26 protein-coding genes are annotated in these 19,460 nt (G+C 62.5%); 16 read left to right on the forward strand and 10 right to left on the reverse strand.

Translation table 11 applies throughout. From position 1 onward, the window contains the following. Positions 1 to 213: 213 nt before the first annotated feature. The 5 genes from JQ611_RS00385 (at position 214) to JQ611_RS00405 (ending at position 4,017) form a co-directional block, all read left to right on the forward strand. Complete coding sequence (locus JQ611_RS00385; protein ID WP_212266763.1) at positions 214 to 468, forward strand: hypothetical protein; 255 nt, start codon at positions 214 to 216, stop codon at positions 466 to 468. 176 nt (positions 469 to 644) lie between these two features. Then, on the forward strand, positions 645 to 896 hold the full coding sequence (locus JQ611_RS00390; protein WP_212266766.1) for a hypothetical protein: 252 nt from the start codon (positions 645 to 647) through the stop codon (positions 894 to 896). A 218-nt stretch (positions 897 to 1,114) separates the two neighbouring features. Then, complete coding sequence (locus tag JQ611_RS00395; RefSeq protein WP_212266769.1) at positions 1,115 to 1,882, forward strand: SDR family NAD(P)-dependent oxidoreductase; 768 nt, start codon at positions 1,115 to 1,117, stop codon at positions 1,880 to 1,882. Positions 1,883 to 2,000: 118 nt separating this feature from the next. Next, positions 2,001 to 3,170: a cytochrome P450 gene (locus JQ611_RS00400; protein ID WP_212464178.1), complete on the forward strand. Its 1,170-nt coding sequence runs from the start codon at positions 2,001 to 2,003 to the stop codon at positions 3,168 to 3,170. Between the two features lie 340 nt (positions 3,171 to 3,510). Next, positions 3,511 to 4,017: a collagen-like protein gene (locus tag JQ611_RS00405; RefSeq protein ID WP_212464179.1), complete on the forward strand. Its 507-nt coding sequence runs from the start codon at positions 3,511 to 3,513 to the stop codon at positions 4,015 to 4,017. A 271-nt stretch (positions 4,018 to 4,288) separates the two neighbouring features. On the opposite strand, the gene JQ611_RS00410 is transcribed toward JQ611_RS00405, so the two are convergent. Together JQ611_RS00410 and JQ611_RS00415 are read right to left on the reverse strand one after the other, a co-directional pair. Next, positions 4,289 to 4,510, reverse strand: a complete 222-nt coding sequence (locus tag JQ611_RS00410) for a hypothetical protein (protein ID WP_212277134.1) — start codon at positions 4,508 to 4,510, stop codon at positions 4,289 to 4,291. 139 nt (positions 4,511 to 4,649) lie between these two features. Then, on the reverse strand, positions 4,650 to 4,916 hold the full coding sequence (locus JQ611_RS00415) for a DUF2277 domain-containing protein (protein WP_211997302.1): 267 nt from the start codon (positions 4,914 to 4,916) through the stop codon (positions 4,650 to 4,652). Positions 4,917 to 5,047: 131 nt separating this feature from the next. Here JQ611_RS00415 and JQ611_RS00420 point away from each other — a divergent pair, with 131 nt between their 5' ends. From JQ611_RS00420 to JQ611_RS00435, 4 genes are all read left to right on the forward strand, one after another. After that, positions 5,048 to 5,293: a DUF2188 domain-containing protein gene (locus JQ611_RS00420; RefSeq protein WP_212266777.1), complete on the forward strand. Its 246-nt coding sequence runs from the start codon at positions 5,048 to 5,050 to the stop codon at positions 5,291 to 5,293. A gap of 83 nt (positions 5,294 to 5,376) precedes the next feature. Then, positions 5,377 to 5,970: a hypothetical protein gene (locus tag JQ611_RS00425; protein ID WP_212266779.1), complete on the forward strand. Its 594-nt coding sequence runs from the start codon at positions 5,377 to 5,379 to the stop codon at positions 5,968 to 5,970. Between the two features lie 67 nt (positions 5,971 to 6,037). After that, positions 6,038 to 7,096, forward strand: coding sequence for an alpha/beta fold hydrolase (locus JQ611_RS00430; protein ID WP_212266782.1), 1,059 nt, complete (start codon positions 6,038 to 6,040; stop codon positions 7,094 to 7,096). Between the two features lie 19 nt (positions 7,097 to 7,115). After that, positions 7,116 to 7,460 (forward strand): MmcQ/YjbR family DNA-binding protein, encoded by a 345-nt coding sequence (locus tag JQ611_RS00435; RefSeq protein WP_212266784.1) that lies wholly within the window; start codon positions 7,116 to 7,118, stop codon positions 7,458 to 7,460. Positions 7,461 to 7,498: 38 nt separating this feature from the next. On the opposite strand, the gene JQ611_RS00440 is transcribed toward JQ611_RS00435, so the two are convergent. Continuing rightward, positions 7,499 to 8,173, reverse strand: a complete 675-nt coding sequence (locus JQ611_RS00440) for a hypothetical protein (RefSeq protein ID WP_212464180.1) — start codon at positions 8,171 to 8,173, stop codon at positions 7,499 to 7,501. A gap of 318 nt (positions 8,174 to 8,491) precedes the next feature. On the opposite strand from JQ611_RS00440, the gene JQ611_RS00445 reads away from it, so the two are divergent. Next, positions 8,492 to 8,845, forward strand: a complete 354-nt coding sequence (locus JQ611_RS00445) for a hypothetical protein (protein WP_212464182.1) — start codon at positions 8,492 to 8,494, stop codon at positions 8,843 to 8,845. 108 nt (positions 8,846 to 8,953) lie between these two features. After that, on the forward strand, positions 8,954 to 9,559 hold the full coding sequence (locus JQ611_RS00450) for a pyridoxamine 5'-phosphate oxidase family protein (protein ID WP_212266793.1): 606 nt from the start codon (positions 8,954 to 8,956) through the stop codon (positions 9,557 to 9,559). Between the two features lie 218 nt (positions 9,560 to 9,777). On the opposite strand, the gene bfr is transcribed toward JQ611_RS00450, so the two are convergent. The 3 genes from bfr to JQ611_RS00465 all read right to left on the reverse strand — a co-directional run bounded on the left by bfr (position 9,778) and on the right by JQ611_RS00465 (position 11,483). Next, positions 9,778 to 10,263, reverse strand: coding sequence for a bacterioferritin (gene bfr, locus JQ611_RS00455; RefSeq protein ID WP_192740037.1), 486 nt, complete (start codon positions 10,261 to 10,263; stop codon positions 9,778 to 9,780). A gap of 136 nt (positions 10,264 to 10,399) precedes the next feature. Continuing rightward, positions 10,400 to 10,660, reverse strand: coding sequence for a bacterioferritin-associated ferredoxin (locus JQ611_RS00460; protein ID WP_212206892.1), 261 nt, complete (start codon positions 10,658 to 10,660; stop codon positions 10,400 to 10,402). A 205-nt stretch (positions 10,661 to 10,865) separates the two neighbouring features. Further along, positions 10,866 to 11,483 carry a hypothetical protein gene (locus JQ611_RS00465; protein WP_212464184.1) on the reverse strand — a complete coding sequence of 206 codons (618 nt, stop codon included), beginning with the start codon at positions 11,481 to 11,483 and terminating at the stop codon, positions 10,866 to 10,868. Here JQ611_RS00465 and JQ611_RS00470 point away from each other — a divergent pair. Beyond that, positions 11,449 to 11,769: a hypothetical protein gene (locus JQ611_RS00470; RefSeq protein WP_211997293.1), complete on the forward strand. Its 321-nt coding sequence runs from the start codon at positions 11,449 to 11,451 to the stop codon at positions 11,767 to 11,769. The genes JQ611_RS00465 and JQ611_RS00470 overlap by 35 nt on opposite strands. 292 nt (positions 11,770 to 12,061) lie before the next feature. Further along, positions 12,062 to 12,337 (forward strand): hypothetical protein, encoded by a 276-nt coding sequence (locus JQ611_RS00475; protein ID WP_212464185.1) that lies wholly within the window; start codon positions 12,062 to 12,064, stop codon positions 12,335 to 12,337. A 105-nt stretch (positions 12,338 to 12,442) separates the two neighbouring features. Here JQ611_RS00475 and JQ611_RS00480 read toward each other — a convergent pair whose 3' ends face one another. Beyond that, positions 12,443 to 13,666, reverse strand: a complete 1,224-nt coding sequence (locus JQ611_RS00480; RefSeq protein WP_212464392.1) for a lytic murein transglycosylase — start codon at positions 13,664 to 13,666, stop codon at positions 12,443 to 12,445. A gap of 101 nt (positions 13,667 to 13,767) precedes the next feature. On the opposite strand from JQ611_RS00480, the gene JQ611_RS00485 reads away from it, so the two are divergent. Further along, positions 13,768 to 14,223 (forward strand): hypothetical protein, encoded by a 456-nt coding sequence (locus JQ611_RS00485; RefSeq protein ID WP_212464187.1) that lies wholly within the window; start codon positions 13,768 to 13,770, stop codon positions 14,221 to 14,223. 29 nt (positions 14,224 to 14,252) lie between these two features. Here the strand turns inward: JQ611_RS00485 and JQ611_RS00490 are convergent, their stop codons facing one another. Continuing rightward, entirely contained in the window at positions 14,253 to 14,846 is a 594-nt protein-coding gene (locus JQ611_RS00490) for a TIGR00645 family protein (protein WP_192740043.1), read from the reverse strand. Positions 14,847 to 15,005: 159 nt separating this feature from the next. Beyond that, positions 15,006 to 16,655 (reverse strand): energy-dependent translational throttle protein EttA, encoded by a 1,650-nt coding sequence (gene ettA / locus JQ611_RS00495; protein ID WP_212266802.1) that lies wholly within the window; start codon positions 16,653 to 16,655, stop codon positions 15,006 to 15,008. A 272-nt stretch (positions 16,656 to 16,927) separates the two neighbouring features. On the opposite strand from ettA, the gene JQ611_RS00500 reads away from it, so the two are divergent. Continuing rightward, positions 16,928 to 17,119: a hypothetical protein gene (locus JQ611_RS00500; RefSeq protein WP_212411300.1), complete on the forward strand. Its 192-nt coding sequence runs from the start codon at positions 16,928 to 16,930 to the stop codon at positions 17,117 to 17,119. A 126-nt stretch (positions 17,120 to 17,245) separates the two neighbouring features. Then, complete coding sequence (locus JQ611_RS00505; protein WP_212464189.1) at positions 17,246 to 18,205, forward strand: D-2-hydroxyacid dehydrogenase family protein; 960 nt, start codon at positions 17,246 to 17,248, stop codon at positions 18,203 to 18,205. Positions 18,206 to 18,220: 15 nt separating this feature from the next. Here the strand turns inward: JQ611_RS00505 and JQ611_RS00510 are convergent, their stop codons facing one another. Next, positions 18,221 to 19,186 (reverse strand): NAD(P)-dependent oxidoreductase, encoded by a 966-nt coding sequence (locus JQ611_RS00510; protein ID WP_212464192.1) that lies wholly within the window; start codon positions 19,184 to 19,186, stop codon positions 18,221 to 18,223. Positions 19,187 to 19,460: the final 274 nt, after the last annotated feature.

A 19,460-nucleotide genomic window follows, 5' to 3' on the forward strand; every position in this document is an offset into this window, starting at 1 on the left:
CGATTGACGGGATCGACAAAGCCTATTCACGCCGCGCGATTTGCAGGGTTCCACCGCGCTTCAGGCCCGGCCATTTCTGGGCGCGCGGCTTTGAACCAATCGAGCACTTGCGGGACATAATTCATGACCGGGACATGACGTCTCGGGCACCTCCCCGATCGGATTTCATTGGCTGGGAGAGCTGCAAACCCCTTGATGCTCAGGAGACCCTCGATGCGCCGTCTTTGCCTCCTCGCCGCCGCTGCCGCTGTTGCCGTCACTTCGCTTGCCGCCATGAGCCCCGCCGAAGCCTCCTTCCATCTGATCCGCTGGCAGGATTCCGGCTTCTGCCAGATCTGGGACCAGAGCGTGCCGACCGCGCCGTATCCGGGCAACTACACGGTCGTCGTCGGCAGCGAAGTGCCGACCTTCGGCGATGCGCTGGTGCTGAAAGACGGCCTGCTGCACAACGGCACCTGCTCGTTCTGAGCGCGCGTTGACGCTTCGATCAAGGCCGGCCCCGCCGGCCTTTTTCGTGGCGGAAGAATTGAACCAATCACGCTTTCGCCACACTCAATGAATGCCCGGATCCCCATCGGGCGCCGACCCCGCCAGCACGCATTGCGGGGGCCGGCCAGACATTTCCCAACAGGAGACCTTTGCCCATGCTTCGAGTTACCGCTCTCAGTGCCGCCGCCGCTATCGCACTGTCCGCCTTTGCCGCGACCGCGCCTGCCGAAGCCGCGTTTCACCTGATCCGCTGGGAAGGCACCGGCGCCTGCCAGATCTGGGACGAGAGCATTCCGGGCAAGCCGATCCCCTCGAACTACAAGACAGTCAGCAAGCCGGTCCCGACCTTCGCCGCCGCGATCGCGATCAAGGACGGCATGCTCAAGAAGGGCGCCTGCAAGATCTAAGCTTGCGCCTATCGACCATCATCATTTCGTCGATCAAGGCCGGTGGGTGATGCCCCGCCGGCCTTGCCGCTTTGAAAAACGCCTGCCGCGTCGCGCTGCCGGCTCCATGCTCCGCACACACCTGCCCCGCGCTTCCAGCACCGTCCGGGGGCTGACGGCCCGCGATCCGCATCCTAGTATGATCCTCACACAAAAACAGAACCGTTGAGGAAACATCCATGCCCCTGCTCCAAAATCACATCGCTGTCATCACCGGCGCAGGCTCCGGCATCGGGCGCGCGATCGCGAAAGGCTACGCCAGCGAGGGCGCGCGCGTGGTGCTGCTCGACATGAACGAGGCGGCGGCGGCCAGCGTGGCAAAGGAAATCCGCGACGCCGGCGGCAAGGCCGAAAGTTTCCTGCTCGACGTCACCAGGCGCGACGACTGCGTCGCGATCGCCAGGCGCGTCGCCGAAAAAGTCGGGCAGGTCTCGATCCTGGTCAACAATGCCGGCATCGCCCGCCGCAACGGCATGCTGGGCGCGGCCGAAGCCGTGATCAACGATTGGGAAGACATCATCGCGATCAACCTCACCGGCGTCTTCAACGTGACGCATGCCTTCCTCGAACCGCTGCGCGCCGCCAAGGGGCGCATCGTCAATATCGGCTCGATCCAGTCGTTCGTGCATCTGAAGACGCCAAGTTCGCCGGCCTACACCGCCTCCAAACACGGCGTGCTCGGCTTCACCAAGGCGCTCGCCGCCGAACTCGGCAAGGACGGCGTCCGCGTCAACGCGATCGGCCCGGGCTTCATCGAGACGCCGCTGAACGAAAAGGTGCGCGCCAGCAATCCGGCGCTGGTAAAAGTGTTCGTCGACCACACCCCGCTCGGCCGCGCCGGCACCGCCGAAGACATTGTCGGCCCCGCGGTCTTCCTGGCGTCCGATCTGTCCGCCTATGTGTCGGGGTCGATCGTGATGGTGGATGGCGGCTACCGGACGGTCTGAGCCGACGGGACCCGCGATTTGGTGCGGGAACCCAAGAAAAACGGATTGCCGGGTCAGGCCCGGCAATGACATACTTGCCTAGGCAACTAGTTAGCTCTCCCACCCGCGGTAACCGATCATGTCCAACGCCCCGCATTTCGACATCGACGTACCAACGTTCTGGGCCGATCCCTATCCGGCCCTGGCGCGGATGCGGAAGGAGGCGCCGATCGCGTTCGTGCCGCAGCTGGGCTCGACCGTGTTCACCCGGCGCGACGATATCTTCACCCAGGAAAAACGCATCGACGTGTTCTCCTCGCATCAGCCGGCGGGGCTGATGAACGTGCTGATGGGCCACAACATGATGCGCAAGGATGGCGATGCGCATATGTCGGAACGCGCGGCGATGTTTCCGGCGGTGTCACCGCGCACGGTGCGCGACACCTGGGTGCGCCAGTTCCAGGCCCATGCCGACCGCATCCTCGACGAGCTCGCGCCGCAGGGCAAAGCCGATCTGTGCAAGGCGCTGGCGCTGCCGCTGTCGGCCGAATGCCTGAAGGACGTCACCGGGCTGACCAACATGCGCTACCAGGACATGGACGCCTGGTCGCAGGCGATGATCGACGGCATCGCCAACTACACGGGAAACAAGGAGGTCGAGGCGCGCTGCCACGCCGCGACGTCAGGCATCGATGCCGCGATCGACGACATGATCCCGGTGGTGGCCAAACATCCCAACACCTCGATCCTCAGCGTGCTCCTGGCCTCCGGGCAGAACATGGAAAGCATCCGCGCCAACATCAAGCTGGCGATCTCGGGCGGCCAGAACGAACCGCGCGACGCCATCGCCGGCGCGACCTGGGCGCTGCTGACGCATCCCGAACAGCTCGCGCTGGTTCGCGAGGGCAAGGCGAAGTGGCTCGACGTGTTCGAGGAGTATGCGCGCTGGATCGCCCCGATCGGGATGTCGCCGCGCCGCGTTGCGAAACCGTGGTCCTATGGCGGCGTCGATTTCGAGCCGGAGGATCGCGTGTTCTTCATGTTCGGCTCCGCCAACCGTGACGAGGCCGTTTTCGGCGATCCTGATCGCTTCGACATCACTCGCAACACGTCGAAGAGCATCGCCTTCGGCGCCGGCCCGCATTATTGCGCCGGCGCCTTTGCCTCGCGCGCGATGGTCGCGGATGTCGCGCTGCCCGGCATTTTCACACGGCTCAAGGGTCTGCAACTCGACGAGAGCGAGCCGGTGCGGATTGGCGGCTGGGCGTTTCGCGGCCTGCTCAATCTGCCCGTGACCTGGATCACATAAGCAAAGCGAGACTCCCGGTTCGGGCCGAAAAATCGAACGGACATCGGCAAGCTGACGACCAATCTCCACACACGCTAACAATGGAGAACGACAATGCTTGCGGAAATCTTTTTGCTGCGCCTGGAAGCCAAGTTGCGATCGAACCAACAAACCACGCCATTGAGGAATCCACGCTTCGTGCCGATCGTACTGCGTTCGTAGCAGAACCGTCATCGGGGGCCCGCCAACGGCGACGCCTCCATGACGATTCCGTTGATGTTGATCAAAATCGACAACTCAATTGAAGCCGTCATCAAACGTCTGATAAGAAGCGCTTCGGAATCATATTCGGAGCGCACACGTGGCGGACGAAGCAGGTACCCGGCAGGGACGACAGGGACCACAGGGCCCGCGCGGCGAGCCCGGACGTCCCGGACCGCAGGGGCATCCCGGACCGCCGGGCCTGGAAGGCCCGCGCGGCAAGCCTGGAGCGGACGGCAAGGCCGGCGCGCAAGGTAAAGCCGGACCGCAAGGCAAGCGCGGCGAAACCGGTCCACAGGGCAAAGCCGGCGCGCAGGGTCCGGCAGGCTCCCGCGGCGAACCCGGACCGCCCGGCCAGTTGCCCTCGATCGAGCAGGTCATGCCGTGGCTGCATCTGATTTTCGATGCCTGGGAAGATCACCGGAAAATGCGCGAGCGCGAGGCCGCGGAGCGCGAAGCCGCGGCACTCGAGGACACCGAACGCGAAGCCGCCGAGCGAGAGGCGCTCGAGACGGCCCTGCACGGTGACGATGGCGACGCTGATGATGACGACGATCGCCAAAAGGAAAAGAAGAAGCACAAGCGCAAACACAAGGACAAGAAGTAAGCGCGCCGCTCAGCGCCGCGGACATTCCCTGTAGCCGAACCTGTCGATGATCATCGCCCCCCGAATGGCGTGAAACGCCAAGCGTGTCCATGTGGCGATTGTCGATGAGATATTGGCGCAAGGCGAAGTTGTAGGCACTCAGCATCCGCCTGCGTGGAGCCGGCGTGAATATTGCCATTCGCCCGCGGGGATCATGGGATCGACCAGGCCGTCGCCAGTCCGGTGAACAGCATCAGCAACGCCGAGCCCGATAAACGTGCGATCATGACGTTCAATGAGCGGCGCTGGGCCCGGCGCCAATATCCGGCAGCAGGCGCATGAGCCGGAAGCACCAGCGCATGACGCGATACCAGAGAAAACCCGCAATGGAGCCCGAAATCGCGAGAATGGTGATGATGGCGGGCTCGTAGCTTCCGCCCACCCACAGCATCCAGCCGGACCACAGCACGGTGAAAGCGATGGCGCTCAGTTTCAGGGGAATCGTCGGCTTCATGACACCCTCCACGGCAATCGGATGGTGCCAACCTATGCCCGGGCGACCGGCCGCACTGTGAGCTACGTCACGTGGGCTACCCAGGAAAACGCGATCAGGAACGCCTCCAATTCAATGCCGGCGGCGAACGCAGCCCGTCTTACCCGAATCTCGCCCGCGATCGTTCCCGTGCCTTCTCGGCCTCGACCTCGCGGTCGCGGGCCGGCGCGTTGGTCTGCAGCGACGCCAGCAGGCGGCGGGCGCTGTCGGAAACCTCGGAGACCGCGCGGTTGAAGGCCTCCGCATTGGCCTGCGACGGCGAGTTGAACCCGGAAAGCTTGCGCACGAATTGCAGCGCCGAGGCATGGATTTCCGCGTGCGTCGCCGGCGGCTCGAAATTGAACAGGGTCTTGATGTTGCGACACATGGTTCTCTCCTCGGGATGCAGGCTGGCCATTCCAAGGACGAACGGCCGATGCAAAATCCGACAGTTTCGACTATTCTGTCATAGATTGACCGGCGCGTTCACCCTCTCGGCAATGGCATAGCGAGTTCCCGATGAGCCACGTGACCTACAAGATCGTCGAGCATGACGGCGGCTGGGCCTATACCGCCAATGGCGTTTTTTCCGAACCGTATCGGACCCATGCCGCGGCGCTCGCGGCCGCGCGGCGTGCGGCGGCCGAGCAGCGGGTGCCCGGTCGCACCGAGGTGATCGAATACGAAACCGCTGACGGCAAGTGGCAGACCGAGACCGCGGCCGGCAACGACCGGCCGGAGACCGATGTCGAGGACACCGCCTAGCCGCCTAGGGCGCACGCCTCAAGTCTGGTGAACGCAAGGGGTGAAAGCCGCGACCAACGTAGCGCGACAGCGAAAGGCTTCCGATGCTCGCCCCGATCCGCCTCGGCCTTGCGCTCGCCATTTATCTCGTGGGCCAGACGTCCTCCGCCCTCGCCTGCGCCTGCTGCACCAATGAAGGCCAACGCAACGTTGCCACCGTGGCGCTGGATTCCAGCAAGCAGCAGGAGATTGAAAGCCTGCGTTTCGGCGGCAGGGCGACCTTGTTCACGGGCGAAGGCGACGTCGAGGGCATCCAAGGCATCGCCTCGCCCGCCGGCACCTACACGCTTTCGGCGCAATGGCGCGAGGACAGACTCGTGCTTTCGTTCCGCGACGCCGCCGGCCACACCGGCACGTTAGCGTTGACGCGTCCCCCAACGATCTCGGTGTTCGAGGTCGACCCGCGCGACCGGCCCGACAGGGGCCGCGGCCCGACGCTCTACAAGGAATGGAAGCTGTCAGCGCCCGCCTCAGGCAGCGGCGTGTTTCAGCCTGGTATCGCGACGCAGCAGATCCTGACGCTGATCCTGCAGGGCGGTGGCAATTCCTGCACTTCCTCGATCGACTTTACGCACTGGACGCTGGTGATGCAGGGCCCGAAAGCCAATTACACGCTGTACGGCAATCTGGTGCGCTGAAACAGCCGTTGTGATAGGCTCCCTGACAAGTGGCCCTAAAAAAGAGCGCCGCATCAGGGAGATCAGCATGAATTTTTCGCAAATCACATTAACGGCTGCCATCGCCTTGACCTCCTTCGCCGCGTCTGCCGCAGATTATCCGGCGCCCAAACAGGGCGACTGGATCGCCAAGGATTTCAAATTCCACTCCGGCGAAACCATGGAGCTGCGGCTGCACTACACCACGATCGGCGAGCCGACCGGCCAGCCGGTGCTGGTGCTGCATGGATCGGGTGGCTCGGCCACCAACATGCTGACGCCGACCTTTGCCGGCGAATTGTTCGGCCCCGGCCAGCCGCTGGACGCGGCGAAATACTACATCATCATCCCGGACGGGCTCGGCCACGGCAAATCGTCAAAGCCCTCCGACGGCATGAAGACGGCATTCCCGAAATACAATTACGAGGACATGGTCGACGCGCATTACCGCCTGGTCAAGGAAGGCCTCGGCGTGAAGCACCTGCGGCTGGTGATCGGCAATTCGATGGGCGGCATGCACACCTGGATCTGGGGCGGAAAATATCCGCAGTACATGGACGCGCTGGTGCCGATGGCCGCGCAGCCGACCGAGATGGCGGCGCGCAACTGGATGCTGCGGCGGATGATGCTGGAGACCATCCGCAACGACCCCGACTACAACCGCGGCAATTACATCACCCAGCCGCGCATGATGAAATACGCCATCGCCGCCTATGGCATCGCCACCGGCGGCGGCACGCTGGCCTATCAGATGCTGGCGCCGACGGGCGCGAAGGCGGACAAGATGGTGGACGACCGGCTGGCGCTGCCGATTACAGCCGATGCCAACGACTTCATCTATCAGTGGGAAGCTTCGCGCGATTACAATCCGTCCGCAGGGCTCGACAAGATCGAAGCGACGCTGCTTGCGATCAACGCCGCCGACGATGAGCGCAATCCGCCGGAAACCGGCGTCACCGATGCAGCGATGAAACGCGTCAAGAATGGCCGCCTGTTCCTGATCCCGCCCTCGACCGAGACGCGCGGACACCTCACCACCGGCAACGCGGCATTCTACAAGAAGCAATTGCAGGAATTGCTGCAGACCGCGCCGCAGCGGACGATGTAGGCCCGGAAGAAAGCGTACAATGTCAACCAGCCGTTTTCGTCGGACCGCACTCGCGCTTTCCGATACGGTGGAGAGCGCGCATCACGGCAAGGCTGATTTCCGCGTCGGCAAACGTATCTTCGCTACGCTGGGCCATCCCGACGAAAACTGGGGCACGGTGAAGCTAACGTACGAGCAGCAATCGATGCTGGTAGAGGCGGATCCCGAAATCTTCCAACCGGTGCCAGGTGGATGGGGCAAACAGGGCTACACCAATGTTCGCCTGGCCAAGGCCAATGCGGCGACGCTAAAAAGCGCGCTGACAATGGCCTGGCAGAATGTCACGCCAAGGGCATACGCCAAGCAACGCGCGATGCCGCAATAGCGATTGCTGCAACCCCATAGCTCCTTCCGATTGCTGCATCATCTATCGTCGACCCGCCTGGATATTCGAAACTCGGGACAACTACCCCATGGGACGTTGCGCGCGCGATTTTTGTCGGGGGCTCCTTTCAGCCCGGCGTGCAGAACGTTGACTTCCTGCAACGCGTATCGATCGGTGGCAAGATCATGAGAAAAGATCACGTCAATGGTTGTGTACGACCATATCAGGCAAAGAACACACACAGGCGCGAAACGCACTTGAGGCAAGTAGTATTGGAAATGGACGCGCGAACTGGTGCGGTCCCCGCGCATGTCCGGCACCTCGTGCGTTTGGACGTATTCTGCACCCATGCTACGCATGACGGCATGGGCCGAGGCCAGTTGGCGACTGATGGACGGATCGGATCCAGCAAGCTCTCTAATGTGTGAGAGAAGCTGATCATTGAGATTGCTGTTGAAGGTTACTGTCGGGCCCCGAAAGCCACTGTCCGACGGCCAAAACACCCCATTCGACAGACCGGGCCAGACTGTCCAGCGTTGCGCACCCGCCCGAGACAGGATGCGCTCGTATTCAGCAACGCCAATCGAACCGACGCTGCATTTCTCCAGCCCGAGGAGTTCGGTAAAGCTGAAAGCCCAGAGCAAGACGGGGAGCGCAAACAGCAATCCCACGGGTGAAAGCAAGCCTATCGCAATCTTCGGATTCGTGCCCAACGCGTTTCCAATCGTGACGATGACCGCAGAGCGGCTCCTGCCACCAACCACGGGCGGTCAGACCGCATGTTAGGCAGCTTGCTGCCCCCGCCAGCTCACCACACGTCCACCGCAAGAAGATAGCACGTTCGTGCTGCGCCCATTTCAAGGCAGTAATCAGTTCGATGCGACGGCTGAGCGGCCAGCATGAATTCCCGATTTCGCACCGCATCAATTTTGGACCCGCCGCATCGCTCATTATTTGAGCGTGCATCAGTTCGCCTGCTCCGCTTGAATTGTCACCGATACGATTCGAAAGACAACACGGTGGAGGATTGGATGCGAAGACTCGCGCAGCTCGCTCTACTCGTGTGTCTCTGTGCGCTCGCAAGCGCAACGCTCGCCGTCGACAGCGGCCAGTTCGAAAATGTCCCGCCCGATATCCGCAACTGGTTCAAGAGTGTGATCGCGCCGAACGGCGTGCCCTGCTGCGATATTTCCGACGGCCATCGCACCTCCTACGACGTGCGCGACGGCGCCTATTGGGTGCCGATCGAAGGCCAATGGATGGTGGTGCCCGACCGCGCCGTCATTCGCGATCACGGCAATCCGATCGGAGAGGCCGTGGTGTGGTACGTGCATCACCGCGGCAGCATCATCATCAGCTGTTTCGTGCCTGCGGACGCGGTGTAGGATTCCGGCAGCATCCGTGATCGCAGGATGTAGAGATAATAGGTGGTCGCCGGAATACCGCGATGGTATCTTCACCTCATCGCGCCGCATTCACTCAGGAGATGTGCCTTGACCGACTTTGCCGCCAGCGACCTCGCCGCGATCTATCCTGCCCCCTCGCCGCGCGTGATCGCGAAGGCGCGCCCCGAAATCGACGTCCATGCGAAGAAATTCATCGGCATGTCGCCGTTCTGCGTGCTGGCTACGTCGGGCTCGGACGGCAGCGTCGACGCCTCGCCGCGCGGCGGCAATCCCGGCTTCATCCATGTCGCCGGACCGAAGGCGCTGCTGATGCCGGACCGCTCCGGCAACAACCGGATCGACAGTTTTCGCAACATTATCGAGGGAAGCGGCTTCGTGCAGCTGATCTTCTTCGTGCCGGGGATCGACGAGACGCTACGCGTCGGCGGCAAGGGCAAGGTATCGGTGGATCCGGAGGTGATGGCGTCGATGGTGGAGTTCGGCAAGCCGCCGCGCGCGGTGCTGCACATCGACGTGCACGAGGCCTATTTCCATTGCGGCAAGGCGCTGATGCGCTCAAAGCTGTGGGCGGGCGATACGCGGGTTGAACGCGCCGTGATGCCCAGCATCGGCGAAGTCATTCACGACCAGACCGGCCTTGGCGAACGGGAAAGCCAGGAAGTGATTTACGAGCGCTACAAGACTCAGCTGTAAGATGAAGAGTTAAGCTGCGACTCTCGCCGTCATGCCCGGGCATAGCCGTCTAAAGGACGGCGTCGCTTTCGCTCGCCTATGACCCGGGCATCCACGTCTTCACGGTCTGGCGGCGCCTAAGTCGTGGATGGCCGGGTCATCCAAGGCGAAGACGCGCTTCGCGCTTTAGCCCGGCGCCATGCCGAGATGGTCACCTGCGACCGCCGAAGCTGGCCGCCTCAGTGCTCGCTCTCGAGCCCGCCGACATGCTTCTGGGTGTAGAGCTCAAGCCCGATGCGCTTGATCAGGTCGAGCTGGGTCTCGAGGAAATCGATGTGATGCTCCTCGTCCTTCATCAGCTGCTCGAACAGGTCGCGTGAGACGTAATCCTTGACGCCGTGGCAGTGGGTAGCGGCTTCCTGGTAGAGCGCGCGCGCGGATATCTCGGAGGCCAGATCGCATTCGATGATTTCCAGGACGTTCTGGCCGATCCGCAAGGGATCGAGAACCTGCAAATTGGGAAAGCCGTCGAGGAACAGGATCCGATCGGTGAACTTGTCGGCGTGTTCCATCTCCTCGATGGATTCCTTGCGCCAGACCTTGGCCATATTCAGCAGGCCCCAATTGTTCAGGAGCCGGTAATGCAGCCAGTACTGGCTGATCGCGGTAAGCTCGCTGCGCAGGCCCTTGTTGAGATAATCGATGACTTTTGGGTCGCCCTGCATTGGTGCACTCCGTGGTTTTGAGGCCAAATCGGCCCGAAACTGTATTTAGAACGTTTCTAAATCAGTTTGGAGGCAAGAGCAACCGTTCCCGCAAAAAAGCGGTGGGAACCGAACTATCCCGTGGATTTGAGAGGTATCAGGAGGCAGCGAGCGCGAACTCGTGGGCCTGCTCTTCGGTCACGGCGTGACTATGCGGGCAGCCCGAGCAGCAGGCCTTGGCGCAGGGACCCAGCGCTTCGTCGATGATGGCCTTGATGGTGCGCGCGCAGCGGCCGCACTCGGCGCTGCAGCCCAAGCATCCATAGATCTGCTTCGGATTGCGCGGCAGGTCCGAAGCTGCACTGACAGCATTGCGGACATCATGGTCGCTGAGGACGTTACAGGAACAGACGATCATGTATACGGCAGGTCCATCGGTGATGCTTACCCACTTCGATATTGAAGCGGCGGTCGCGATGCAAAAGGAAAAACAACACTTTCAAGCAATTCCAAAGTGAACCCAAGTCAGTTTGGAATGAGTCTAAAAAGCCTTGTCTTACAGGCACAATCGCAGGCTTCCCGCGCGGGCACCGTGACCTTAATCACCACCAACTCCACCACTATCAATCATCGCTACTACCGCCGCTGTCGCTGTCACTACCGCTGTCGCTGTCGCCTCCCCCGCTATCATCGCTGGAGGAATCACTCGACGAGCTGGAGTCGTCGGACGAGCTGAAACTGTCGGACGAACAGTTGGAGCTGGAATTATCGGTCGGCGTGGAATTGTCGGACGAGCAGTTCGAACTGGAATTATCGCTGCTGAACAGGTTGGCGATGCTCGAGCCACTGCTGCCGCCGCCGCTACTGGAACCATAGCTGTCATCATTGCGGTCGCGATAGCGGTCGCTGTCGCGCGACGAGCCGCTGGGCCATGCGCTGATATTGTACGTCCGGGCTATCACCCAATAGAACATCACCGCCATGCCGCCGAGTGCGACCAGATATATTGGCATCCCGCTCATCCCGGAATCCTCTTCAAAAGCGGTTGGGAAACCGGCCTTTTGCACCGCAATGAAGCCCAACCGTACGCCCCTTCGTCGCAAAAAGAGGCGGTCCCGTTCATTGATCATTTCAGCGAAATATGGAACTTTCGCCGCGACGGACCGCTTTCCCGCCGTCCTTTGCTCCATCAGAAAGGTGAGGCCCATGAAGAAGACATTGATGGCGCTGACTGCCGTCACCGCTTTGGCTGTTTCCGCGGTAGCCGTTCCAGCTCCTGCCCATGCGCAGCGTGGCGTAGCGGCAGGCGTCGCAGCCGGATTGATCGGCGGCGCGATTGTCGGTGGCGCGATCGCCTCGCAGCACGGCTATTACGGTGGTCCGGGCTATTATGCGCCGGCTCCGGGCTATTACGGCGGCCCGGCCTATGTCGCCGAACCCGGCTACGGTCCGGACTGCATCTGGCAGAAGCAGCGCTTCTGGGACGGCTATGGCTGGCGCGTCCGCAGCGTCCGGGTCTGCGACTAGGGCATTGTCGGTTCTGATCTGGTCGGATCAGAACCGAAGCCCGAAAACGCTCTGAACACCCGTTCACCTTCATTAAATCGCACGCAAAGTCCCGGAAACCCGATGGGTTGTCCGGGACTTTGCCCTTCCATGGCCAGAAAAAACCGCTTTTTTCGGCCATCAAGCCCGCACGTTTACTTTCGGTTGACCGTTGTGCGCTCTTTTCGAAGCGGCCAATTCGAGTACGGCGTGTTTGCCTAACCCTAAACCCGGCGTCGGCTGATCAGGCGCCACCTCCAGGAGAGTCCCCAACATGAATAAGACATTTGCTGCCTTCGTCGCGGCCGCAACGATTGCCGGTTCGCTCGCTGCGGCACCCGCACCCGCGAACGCTCAGCGCGGCGTGGCAGCTGGCGTGGTCGGCGGCCTGATCGGCGGCGCGATCATCGGTGGCGCCATCGCCTCCAGCCGCCCGGCTTACGGCGGACCGGTCTATGTGGAAGACGCGCCCCCGGCCTGCCGCCTGGTTCGCGAGCGCTTCTGGGACGGCTACGGCTGGGCCTACCGCCGCGTCGAGGTCTGCCACTGATCCGACCACCGGCGCGTCTAACGCGCCTTGCGAGTTCAAGCCCGGCCGAAACTCTCGGCCGGGTTTTTTCTTGGCCGATCTCGCTTGGTGCCGATCTCTCTTGCGTCAACGCGACGAGCTGATCGAACGCAGCACCGCTTCGCTCGGCCAGCAATCAACCTTCAGCCCTGCTTGCTTCTGATACGCCCCCAGCGCCGCGCGGGTCTGCATGCCGGCCTTGCCGTCGAGCTTGTCCTTGTAGAGGCCGATCCGCGTCAGATGACGCTGCATGGCTTCGACGTCCTTGCTGCGCAATTGCGTCGATGCCGACCATGGCGTCGCGAATGGCTGCGGGTTCGACATGCGGTCGGCGAGATGGCCGACGAACAACACGTACAAATCAGAAAAGTTATATTCCTTGATCACGAAGTAGTTCTTGGTGGTCAGGAACGCCGGACCATAGATGCCTTCGGGCTGCAGCAGCGAAGCCGGCTGGGCCTGCTCGGCCGCACTCAACTTCGCGCCGCGCACCGGCACGAAGCCGGCGCGCAGCCATTCGCCGATCGGCTTGCTCACCTCGGGTACGCCCGTGGTGCAGTCGGCATTATCAGGCGCGCGCACTTCATAGGCCCAGCGCACGCCCGGCTGCCAGCCCTTGTTGACGAGCTGCTGAGCGGCGGAGGCGAGCGCATCCGGCACCGAATTCCAGATGTCGATGCGGCCGTCGCCATCGAAATCGACACCATGCTTGTAATATTCGCCCGGCAGGAATTGCGTGAGCCCGGTGGCGCCGGCCCAGGACGAGCGCATGTCCTTGCGCGTCACCGCGCCCTCGCCGAGGATCTTCAGCGCCAGAATGAATTCGCCGCGGTACTGATCCTTGCGCCGGCCGACATAGGCCTGCGTCGCCACCACGCGCACGGTGTCGTAAGGCAATCGATACCGGCCGTAATCGGTTTCGCGGCCCCAGATCGCGAGCACGACCGTCGCGGGCACGCCGAAGCGGCTCTCGATCTGACTGAGCGCTGCGCGATGCTTTGCCATCAGCTTCTGTCCCTCCGCCGCCAGCCGCGCGATCGAGGCCTCCTTCACATAATCGGCTGGCACCTGCACGAACTCGGCCTGCGACGGCGCGCCGGTGGCGGGCCGTCCCGGCAGGATCAGGTCGGGCAATTTGTAATCCGGCTCGAGGCCGCGGGTCTCGGCGTCAAACGTCGCCCGCGACACGCCGGCGGCCTGCGCCTCCGGCCACAGCGAGGCAATGAACTGCGTGAAGCCGGCATCGGCGGCAAGGGCGGGTTGTGAGCCGAACAGGGCGACCCATAACAGAATTCCCGCTCGCCCAATCATAGTTGCATATTGCACGCGCGCACCTGTTCCATGACGCTCGGTAATCTACCAGACTGAGTCGTTCGGCTCAGTGATTTTAACCAGCCGGGACCATCCACGCGATGTTCTTCCCAAAGATCAATGTGAAGAATGACCCGGCCAAGCACTGGCACAGGCCCGATCGGCACTTCTTCGCCAATGGCGCCTGTCAGGTGCTGGCCTTCGCTTTTCTGGAACGATACCCGGACCTGGGCTTCCACGCCCGCTGGATCAAACCCACGGCCGGGTTCACCGGCAACCACATCTATGTGACGGATGGCATCAACGCCTTCGACTATCACGGCCTCACGACGGAACAGCGCCTGCTCGCCTTCAGTTTCAAACGCGGCCGCCGGTTTTTTCCCGGCTGGGACGCAAGCCTGGTGGACTTGCCAGCCGCCATTCTGGTTTCGGAACAGCGCTCGCGGCAAATCGAGGGGCTCTGGCTGCGAGAACCAAAGCAGTTCCTCCATGATGCTCTGCCTCGAGCACGCAATTTCCTCGACAGATTCGGCGATATCAAACGCCGGCTGAAGTGACGTCCACCGCTTGCCGAAGGCGATCGCCGTCAATGCGTGGCGGCGGCGTGTTTGGCGTTTTCGGCGGAATCATTCGACAGCTTGTCGACATAGGCAATGCCGATCGCGGACAGAATGAAAACCGTATGGATGATGGTCTGCCACATCACGCCGGTTTCGGTGTAGGAGCCCTTGCCCGAAGCGAGATTCCCGGCCTCGATGAAGGTGCGCAAGAGATGGATCGACGAGATGCCGATGATGGCCATCGCGAGCTTGATCTTGAGCACGCTGGCGTTGACGTGGCTGAGCCATTCCGGCTGGTCGGGATGTCCTTGCAGATTGAGACGGGAGACGAACGTCTCGTAGCCGCCGACGATGACCATCACCAGGAGGTTCGAAATCATCACCACGTCGATCAGGCCCAGCACCGCCAGCATGATCTGCTGCTCGCTGAAATCGAAGGCGTGGGCGAACAGGTGCCACAGCTCTTTCAGAAACAGCACGACATAGACGCCCTGCGCGACGATCAGGCCGATATAAAGCGGCAATTGCAGCCAGCGGGAGCTGAAGATCAGGAACGGGATCGGACGCAATGCCTTCCTCTCAGCTGGGGGCGGCAACGGCGTTTCCGGCGTCATGGACATGGTCGGGGGTCTCTCTGTGCGGGACTTAGGTGGGGCAATCGCGGCCAATCTAATAGCCGGATATGGCACCCTCCGGACGGGCGGAATTGAGCGGCCATTTGGCGCAGGCGGAGTAGCGCCTGCGACACGGCTTCGTCATCTCGGCGCGAACACCACAACTCAGCGCGTCAGCTTCTTGTACTTCACGCGATGCGGGATGATGGAATCCTGACCCAGCCGGCGCATCTTGTCCTTTTCGTAATCCTGGAAGTTGCCTTCGAACCATTCGACATGGCTTTCGCCTTCGAAGGCCAGGATGTGGGTGGCGATGCGGTCGAGGAACCAGCGGTCATGGCTGATGATGACGGCGCAGCCGGCGAAATTCTCCAGCGCCTCTTCCAGCGCGCGCAACGTGTCGACATCGAGATCGTTGGTCGGTTCGTCGAGCAGCAGCAGGTTGGCGCCGGACTTGAGCATCTTGGCCAGGTGCACGCGGTTGCGCTCACCGCCCGACAGCGCGCCGACCTTCTTCTGCTGGTCGGCACCCTTGAAGTTGAACGACGAGCAATAGCCGCGTGAGTTGACCTCACGCTTGCCGAGCAGGATCAGTTCGTTGCCGCCCGAAATTTCCTCCCACACGTTCTTCTTGCCGTCGAGGTCGTCGCGCGACTGGTCGACGTAACCGAGATGCACGCTTTCACCGACGGTGATCGTGCCCTTGTCCGGCGTCTCCTGCTGGGTGATCATCCGGAACAGCGTGGTCTTGCCGGCGCCGTTGGCGCCGATCACGCCGACGATGCCGCCCGGCGGCAGCTTGAAGGTGAGGTCGTCGATCAGCATGCGGTCGCCAAAGCCCTTGCTGAGGCCTTCGAAGTCGACGACGTTCTGGCCGAGCCGCTCGGCCACCGGAATCGTGATCTGCGCGGTCTGGGTCTGCTTCTCGCTGGCCTGCTTCAGCAGGTCCTCGTAGCGCTGGTAGCGCGCCTTGGACTTGGCCTGGCGCGCCTTGGGCGACGACGCAATCCACTCCTGCTCGCGCTCAAGCGTCTTCTGGTGCGCGGCGTCCTCGCGGCCTTCCTGCAAGAGGCGCTTCTGCTTCTGCACCAGCCAGGACGAATAATTGCCCTCGTAGGGAATGCCCTTGCCGCGATCGAGCTCGAGGATCCAGCTCGTGACGTTGTCGAGGAAGTAGCGGTCATGGGTCACGATCAGGATCGCGCCGGGATAGTTGCGCAGATGGCCTTCCAGCCACGACACCGACTCGGCGTCGAGATGGTTGGTCGGTTCGTCCAGCAGCAGCAGGTCCGGCTGGTCGAGCAGCAACTTGCACAGGGCGACGCGGCGGCGCTCGCCGCCTGACAGCTTGGTGACGTCGGCATCGTCGGGCGGGCAGCGCAGCGCATCCATCGCCTGGTCGACCTTGCTGTCGAGATCCCACAGGCCGGCGGCCTCGATCTCGTCCTGCAGCTTGGTCATCTCGTCGGCGGTCTCTTCCGAGTAATTCATCGCCAGTTCGTTGTAGCGATCGAGGATCGCCTTCTGCTTGGCGACGCCCAGCATAACGTTCTCGCGGACCGTCTTGGTCTCATCGAGATGCGGCTCCTGCTCGAGGTAGCCGACCCGGGCGCCCTCGGCGACCCAGGCCTCGCCGTTATATTCCTTGTCGAGGCCGGCCATGATCCGCAGCAAGGTCGATTTGCCGGAGCCGTTGACGCCGAGCACGCCGATCTTGGCGTCCGGGTAGAACGACAAATGGACGTTATCGAGCACCTTGCGGGTCGGGTAGCTCTTGGTCAGACCCTGCATGAAATAGACGAACTGGCGAGCCATCGCGATCCCTTGAAACCAGAGGATTTATGGAAATTTGCTGCCGCTGATGTAGCGGCGCGGCCCCCAAAGGGCAACCGCAGGGACGCGTTTTCTGTTCGTTCACCACGGATGAATACGGGATGGTCACCATGCCTGCGCAGGCACACCCTTGTGTGCCCTGGATCACGACAATTGAAACCTTCTTTTAATAAATCAGGCCAAAAGTCGTTCCCGGCGCCGAAAAAAGGCGTCTCCGCGGCAAAGCCCCGCGAATGGAAACCAGAGACCGCGTCATGGCGACGACCAGTTCGGCATCCCTTTCCACCCCGGCGCACGGCCACGGCCTTGCAAAGCCGCTCGCCGAACTTCGCAACTTCTGGCGCCAGTTCGTGGCCAAGGCCTTCAATCCCTATCGTCCGGAACTGCACTATATGCGCGGCCCAGGCCCCGCCTGGCGCGCCAAGCACCTCTCCCGCTCGAACTGAGCTTCCCGGAATTTTGACCTGGCCCCGCTTTTAGGCAGCTTGCGCAGCCCTCGATTGCGCGCGACCATGGCTATCTCCCCTGACGGCCCAATTCCGCCGTCACCCTCGCCATGATCGGACTTTCCAATGCCGCGGCTGCGCTGTGCAATCCTCGACGACTATCTCGATGTGGCCCTGAAGGTCGCGGACTGGTCCCAAATCGCCGACCGGGTTGATGTCACCGTCTTCAACCAGCCGTTTGCGAACGCGGAAACCGCCGCCAGTGCGCTGAAGGATTTCGAGATCATCTGCGCGATGCGCGAGCGCACGCCGTTTCCGCGCACGATGTTTGCGGCGCTGCCGAAACTGAAACTGCTGATCACCTCGGGCATGCGCAATGCCGCCATCGACATGGAAGCCGCCAAGGACCACGGCGTGGTGCTGTGCGGCACCCAATGGGGCCGCGATCCCACCGCGCCCCTGACCATGGGCCTGATCCTGGAATTGACCCGCAATATCGGCCGCGAGAATGCGCGCATGCATGCCGGCGAGCCCCTGCAGAAATTCGTCGGCATGGAGATCGAGGGCCGCACCCTGGGCGTGATCGGCCTCGGCAAGCTCGGCAGCAAGGTCTCAAAGCTGGCGCAGGCCTTCGGCATGAACGTGATCGCCTGGAGCCCGAACCTGACGCCCGAGAAGTGCGCGGAAGCCGGCGTCGGCTACGCCACCAAGGAGGAATTGTTCGCGACATCAGACATCGTCACTATCCATGTCGTGCTGGGCCCGCGCTCACGCGGGCTGGTCGGACGTGAGGACCTCGCCCGCATGAAACCGACCGCCTACCTCGTCAACACGGCGCGAGGGCCGATCGTCGATGAAGGCGCTTTGCTGGAAGCACTGACGCAGAACAAGATCGCGGGCGCCGGCATCGACGTGTTCTCGGTCGAGCCGCTGCCGGTCGAGCATCCCTTCCGCAAGCTCGACAACCTCGTGCTGACGCCGCATCTCGGCTACGTCACCGAGGACAGCTTTCGCAACCACTATCGCCAGATGGTCGAAGGCATCGACGCCTGGTTCAAGGGCGAGGCGCTGCGGAAGCTGGCCTGAGGACGCGAGCCTCAGTCACGCCGCAGTCCTCTCCGCCACCTGCCTCGCGACCATTGCAAATCCGTTACGCCAGGATGAATAGGCCGGCCGCCAGCCCAGCTCCTGCCTCGCCTTGGCGTTCGACCCTGCCCGCACCTCGGTCATCATCGAGACCATGTGCTCACCCGCCAGCAGCCGGCCGAGCCAGGCCGGTACGTGAAATGGCGGCTTGGCACCGAGAATGCCTGATAGCGCCGGGAGCCAATCCCTGACTTGCGCCGGTTCATCGTCGACGATGTTGTAGATGCTGCCGGGCCTGCCATGCTCAATAGCGGCAACGGTTGCGGAGGCCGCGTCCTCGACATGCACGAACGACCACCAGCCGCCGCCGTCGCCGATCAGCGGCACGCGGCGATGGCGCAGCTGGCCGATCATGGCTGACGACAGCATGCCGGTATCGGGTCCGTAGAACGATTCGTAGCGCAGCACGATGCCTTCGGGCGCGGCCGACGCGGTCACGGCACGCTCCAGATGCTGGATCGCTTCGAGCGTGGGGCGCAATTCCTGCGGCGGATCGGGATCGAGTTCGTCGGCTTCGGTTTTGACCGGCCCGCCACCGCTGCCATAGGTCCAGCCGCAGAAACTCTGGGCGATGAAACGTTTCGCGCCGGCATCGCGCGCGGCAATCAGCAGAAAATCGGTGCCGCGCGTCCGCAGCTGATTGGTGGTGGCGAAGGCGCGATCGAAACGGCGCAGATCCGTCACCGCGGCAAGATCGGTCATCTCGTCGATCACGACATCGGGCTTCGCTGACATCACGGCGGCATGAACGGCCGGTGCGTCGAGGCCGTCGGCCACGACTGGTTCAGCCCCCAGCCGTTTGACGGCATCGGCCTTCGCCGCCGTCCGCGTCATGCCGGTGACGGAGTGACCGGCCGCAACCAATGCAGGAACGAGTTCGCGGCCAACGGCGCCGGTGGCGCCCGCAACGAAAATTCGCATGCTGAGATCCTTCTGCTTGCCGCCCAGCTTCTGACGTCGGCGGCAAATAGTCGGAAGAAATGTGAATTCAAGTGGCAGCCGGACAAGGCGCGGCGCCGAAAGCTTGCGTACGACGCCGAACGACGCACAGCCGTCATTGCGAGCGAAGCGAAGCAATCCATGGTCCGGCAAAGCAAGTGTGGATTGCTTCGTCGCTTCGTTCCCTTGCGCAAACGCTTCGCGTTTGTCGCAGGCAATGACGAAAAAAAGGCCCGCGTTGCGGGCCTTTTTCAAT

The organism is Bradyrhizobium sp. AUGA SZCCT0182 (assembly GCF_018130185.1).
Classification (GTDB): domain Bacteria; phylum Pseudomonadota; class Alphaproteobacteria; order Rhizobiales; family Xanthobacteraceae; genus Bradyrhizobium.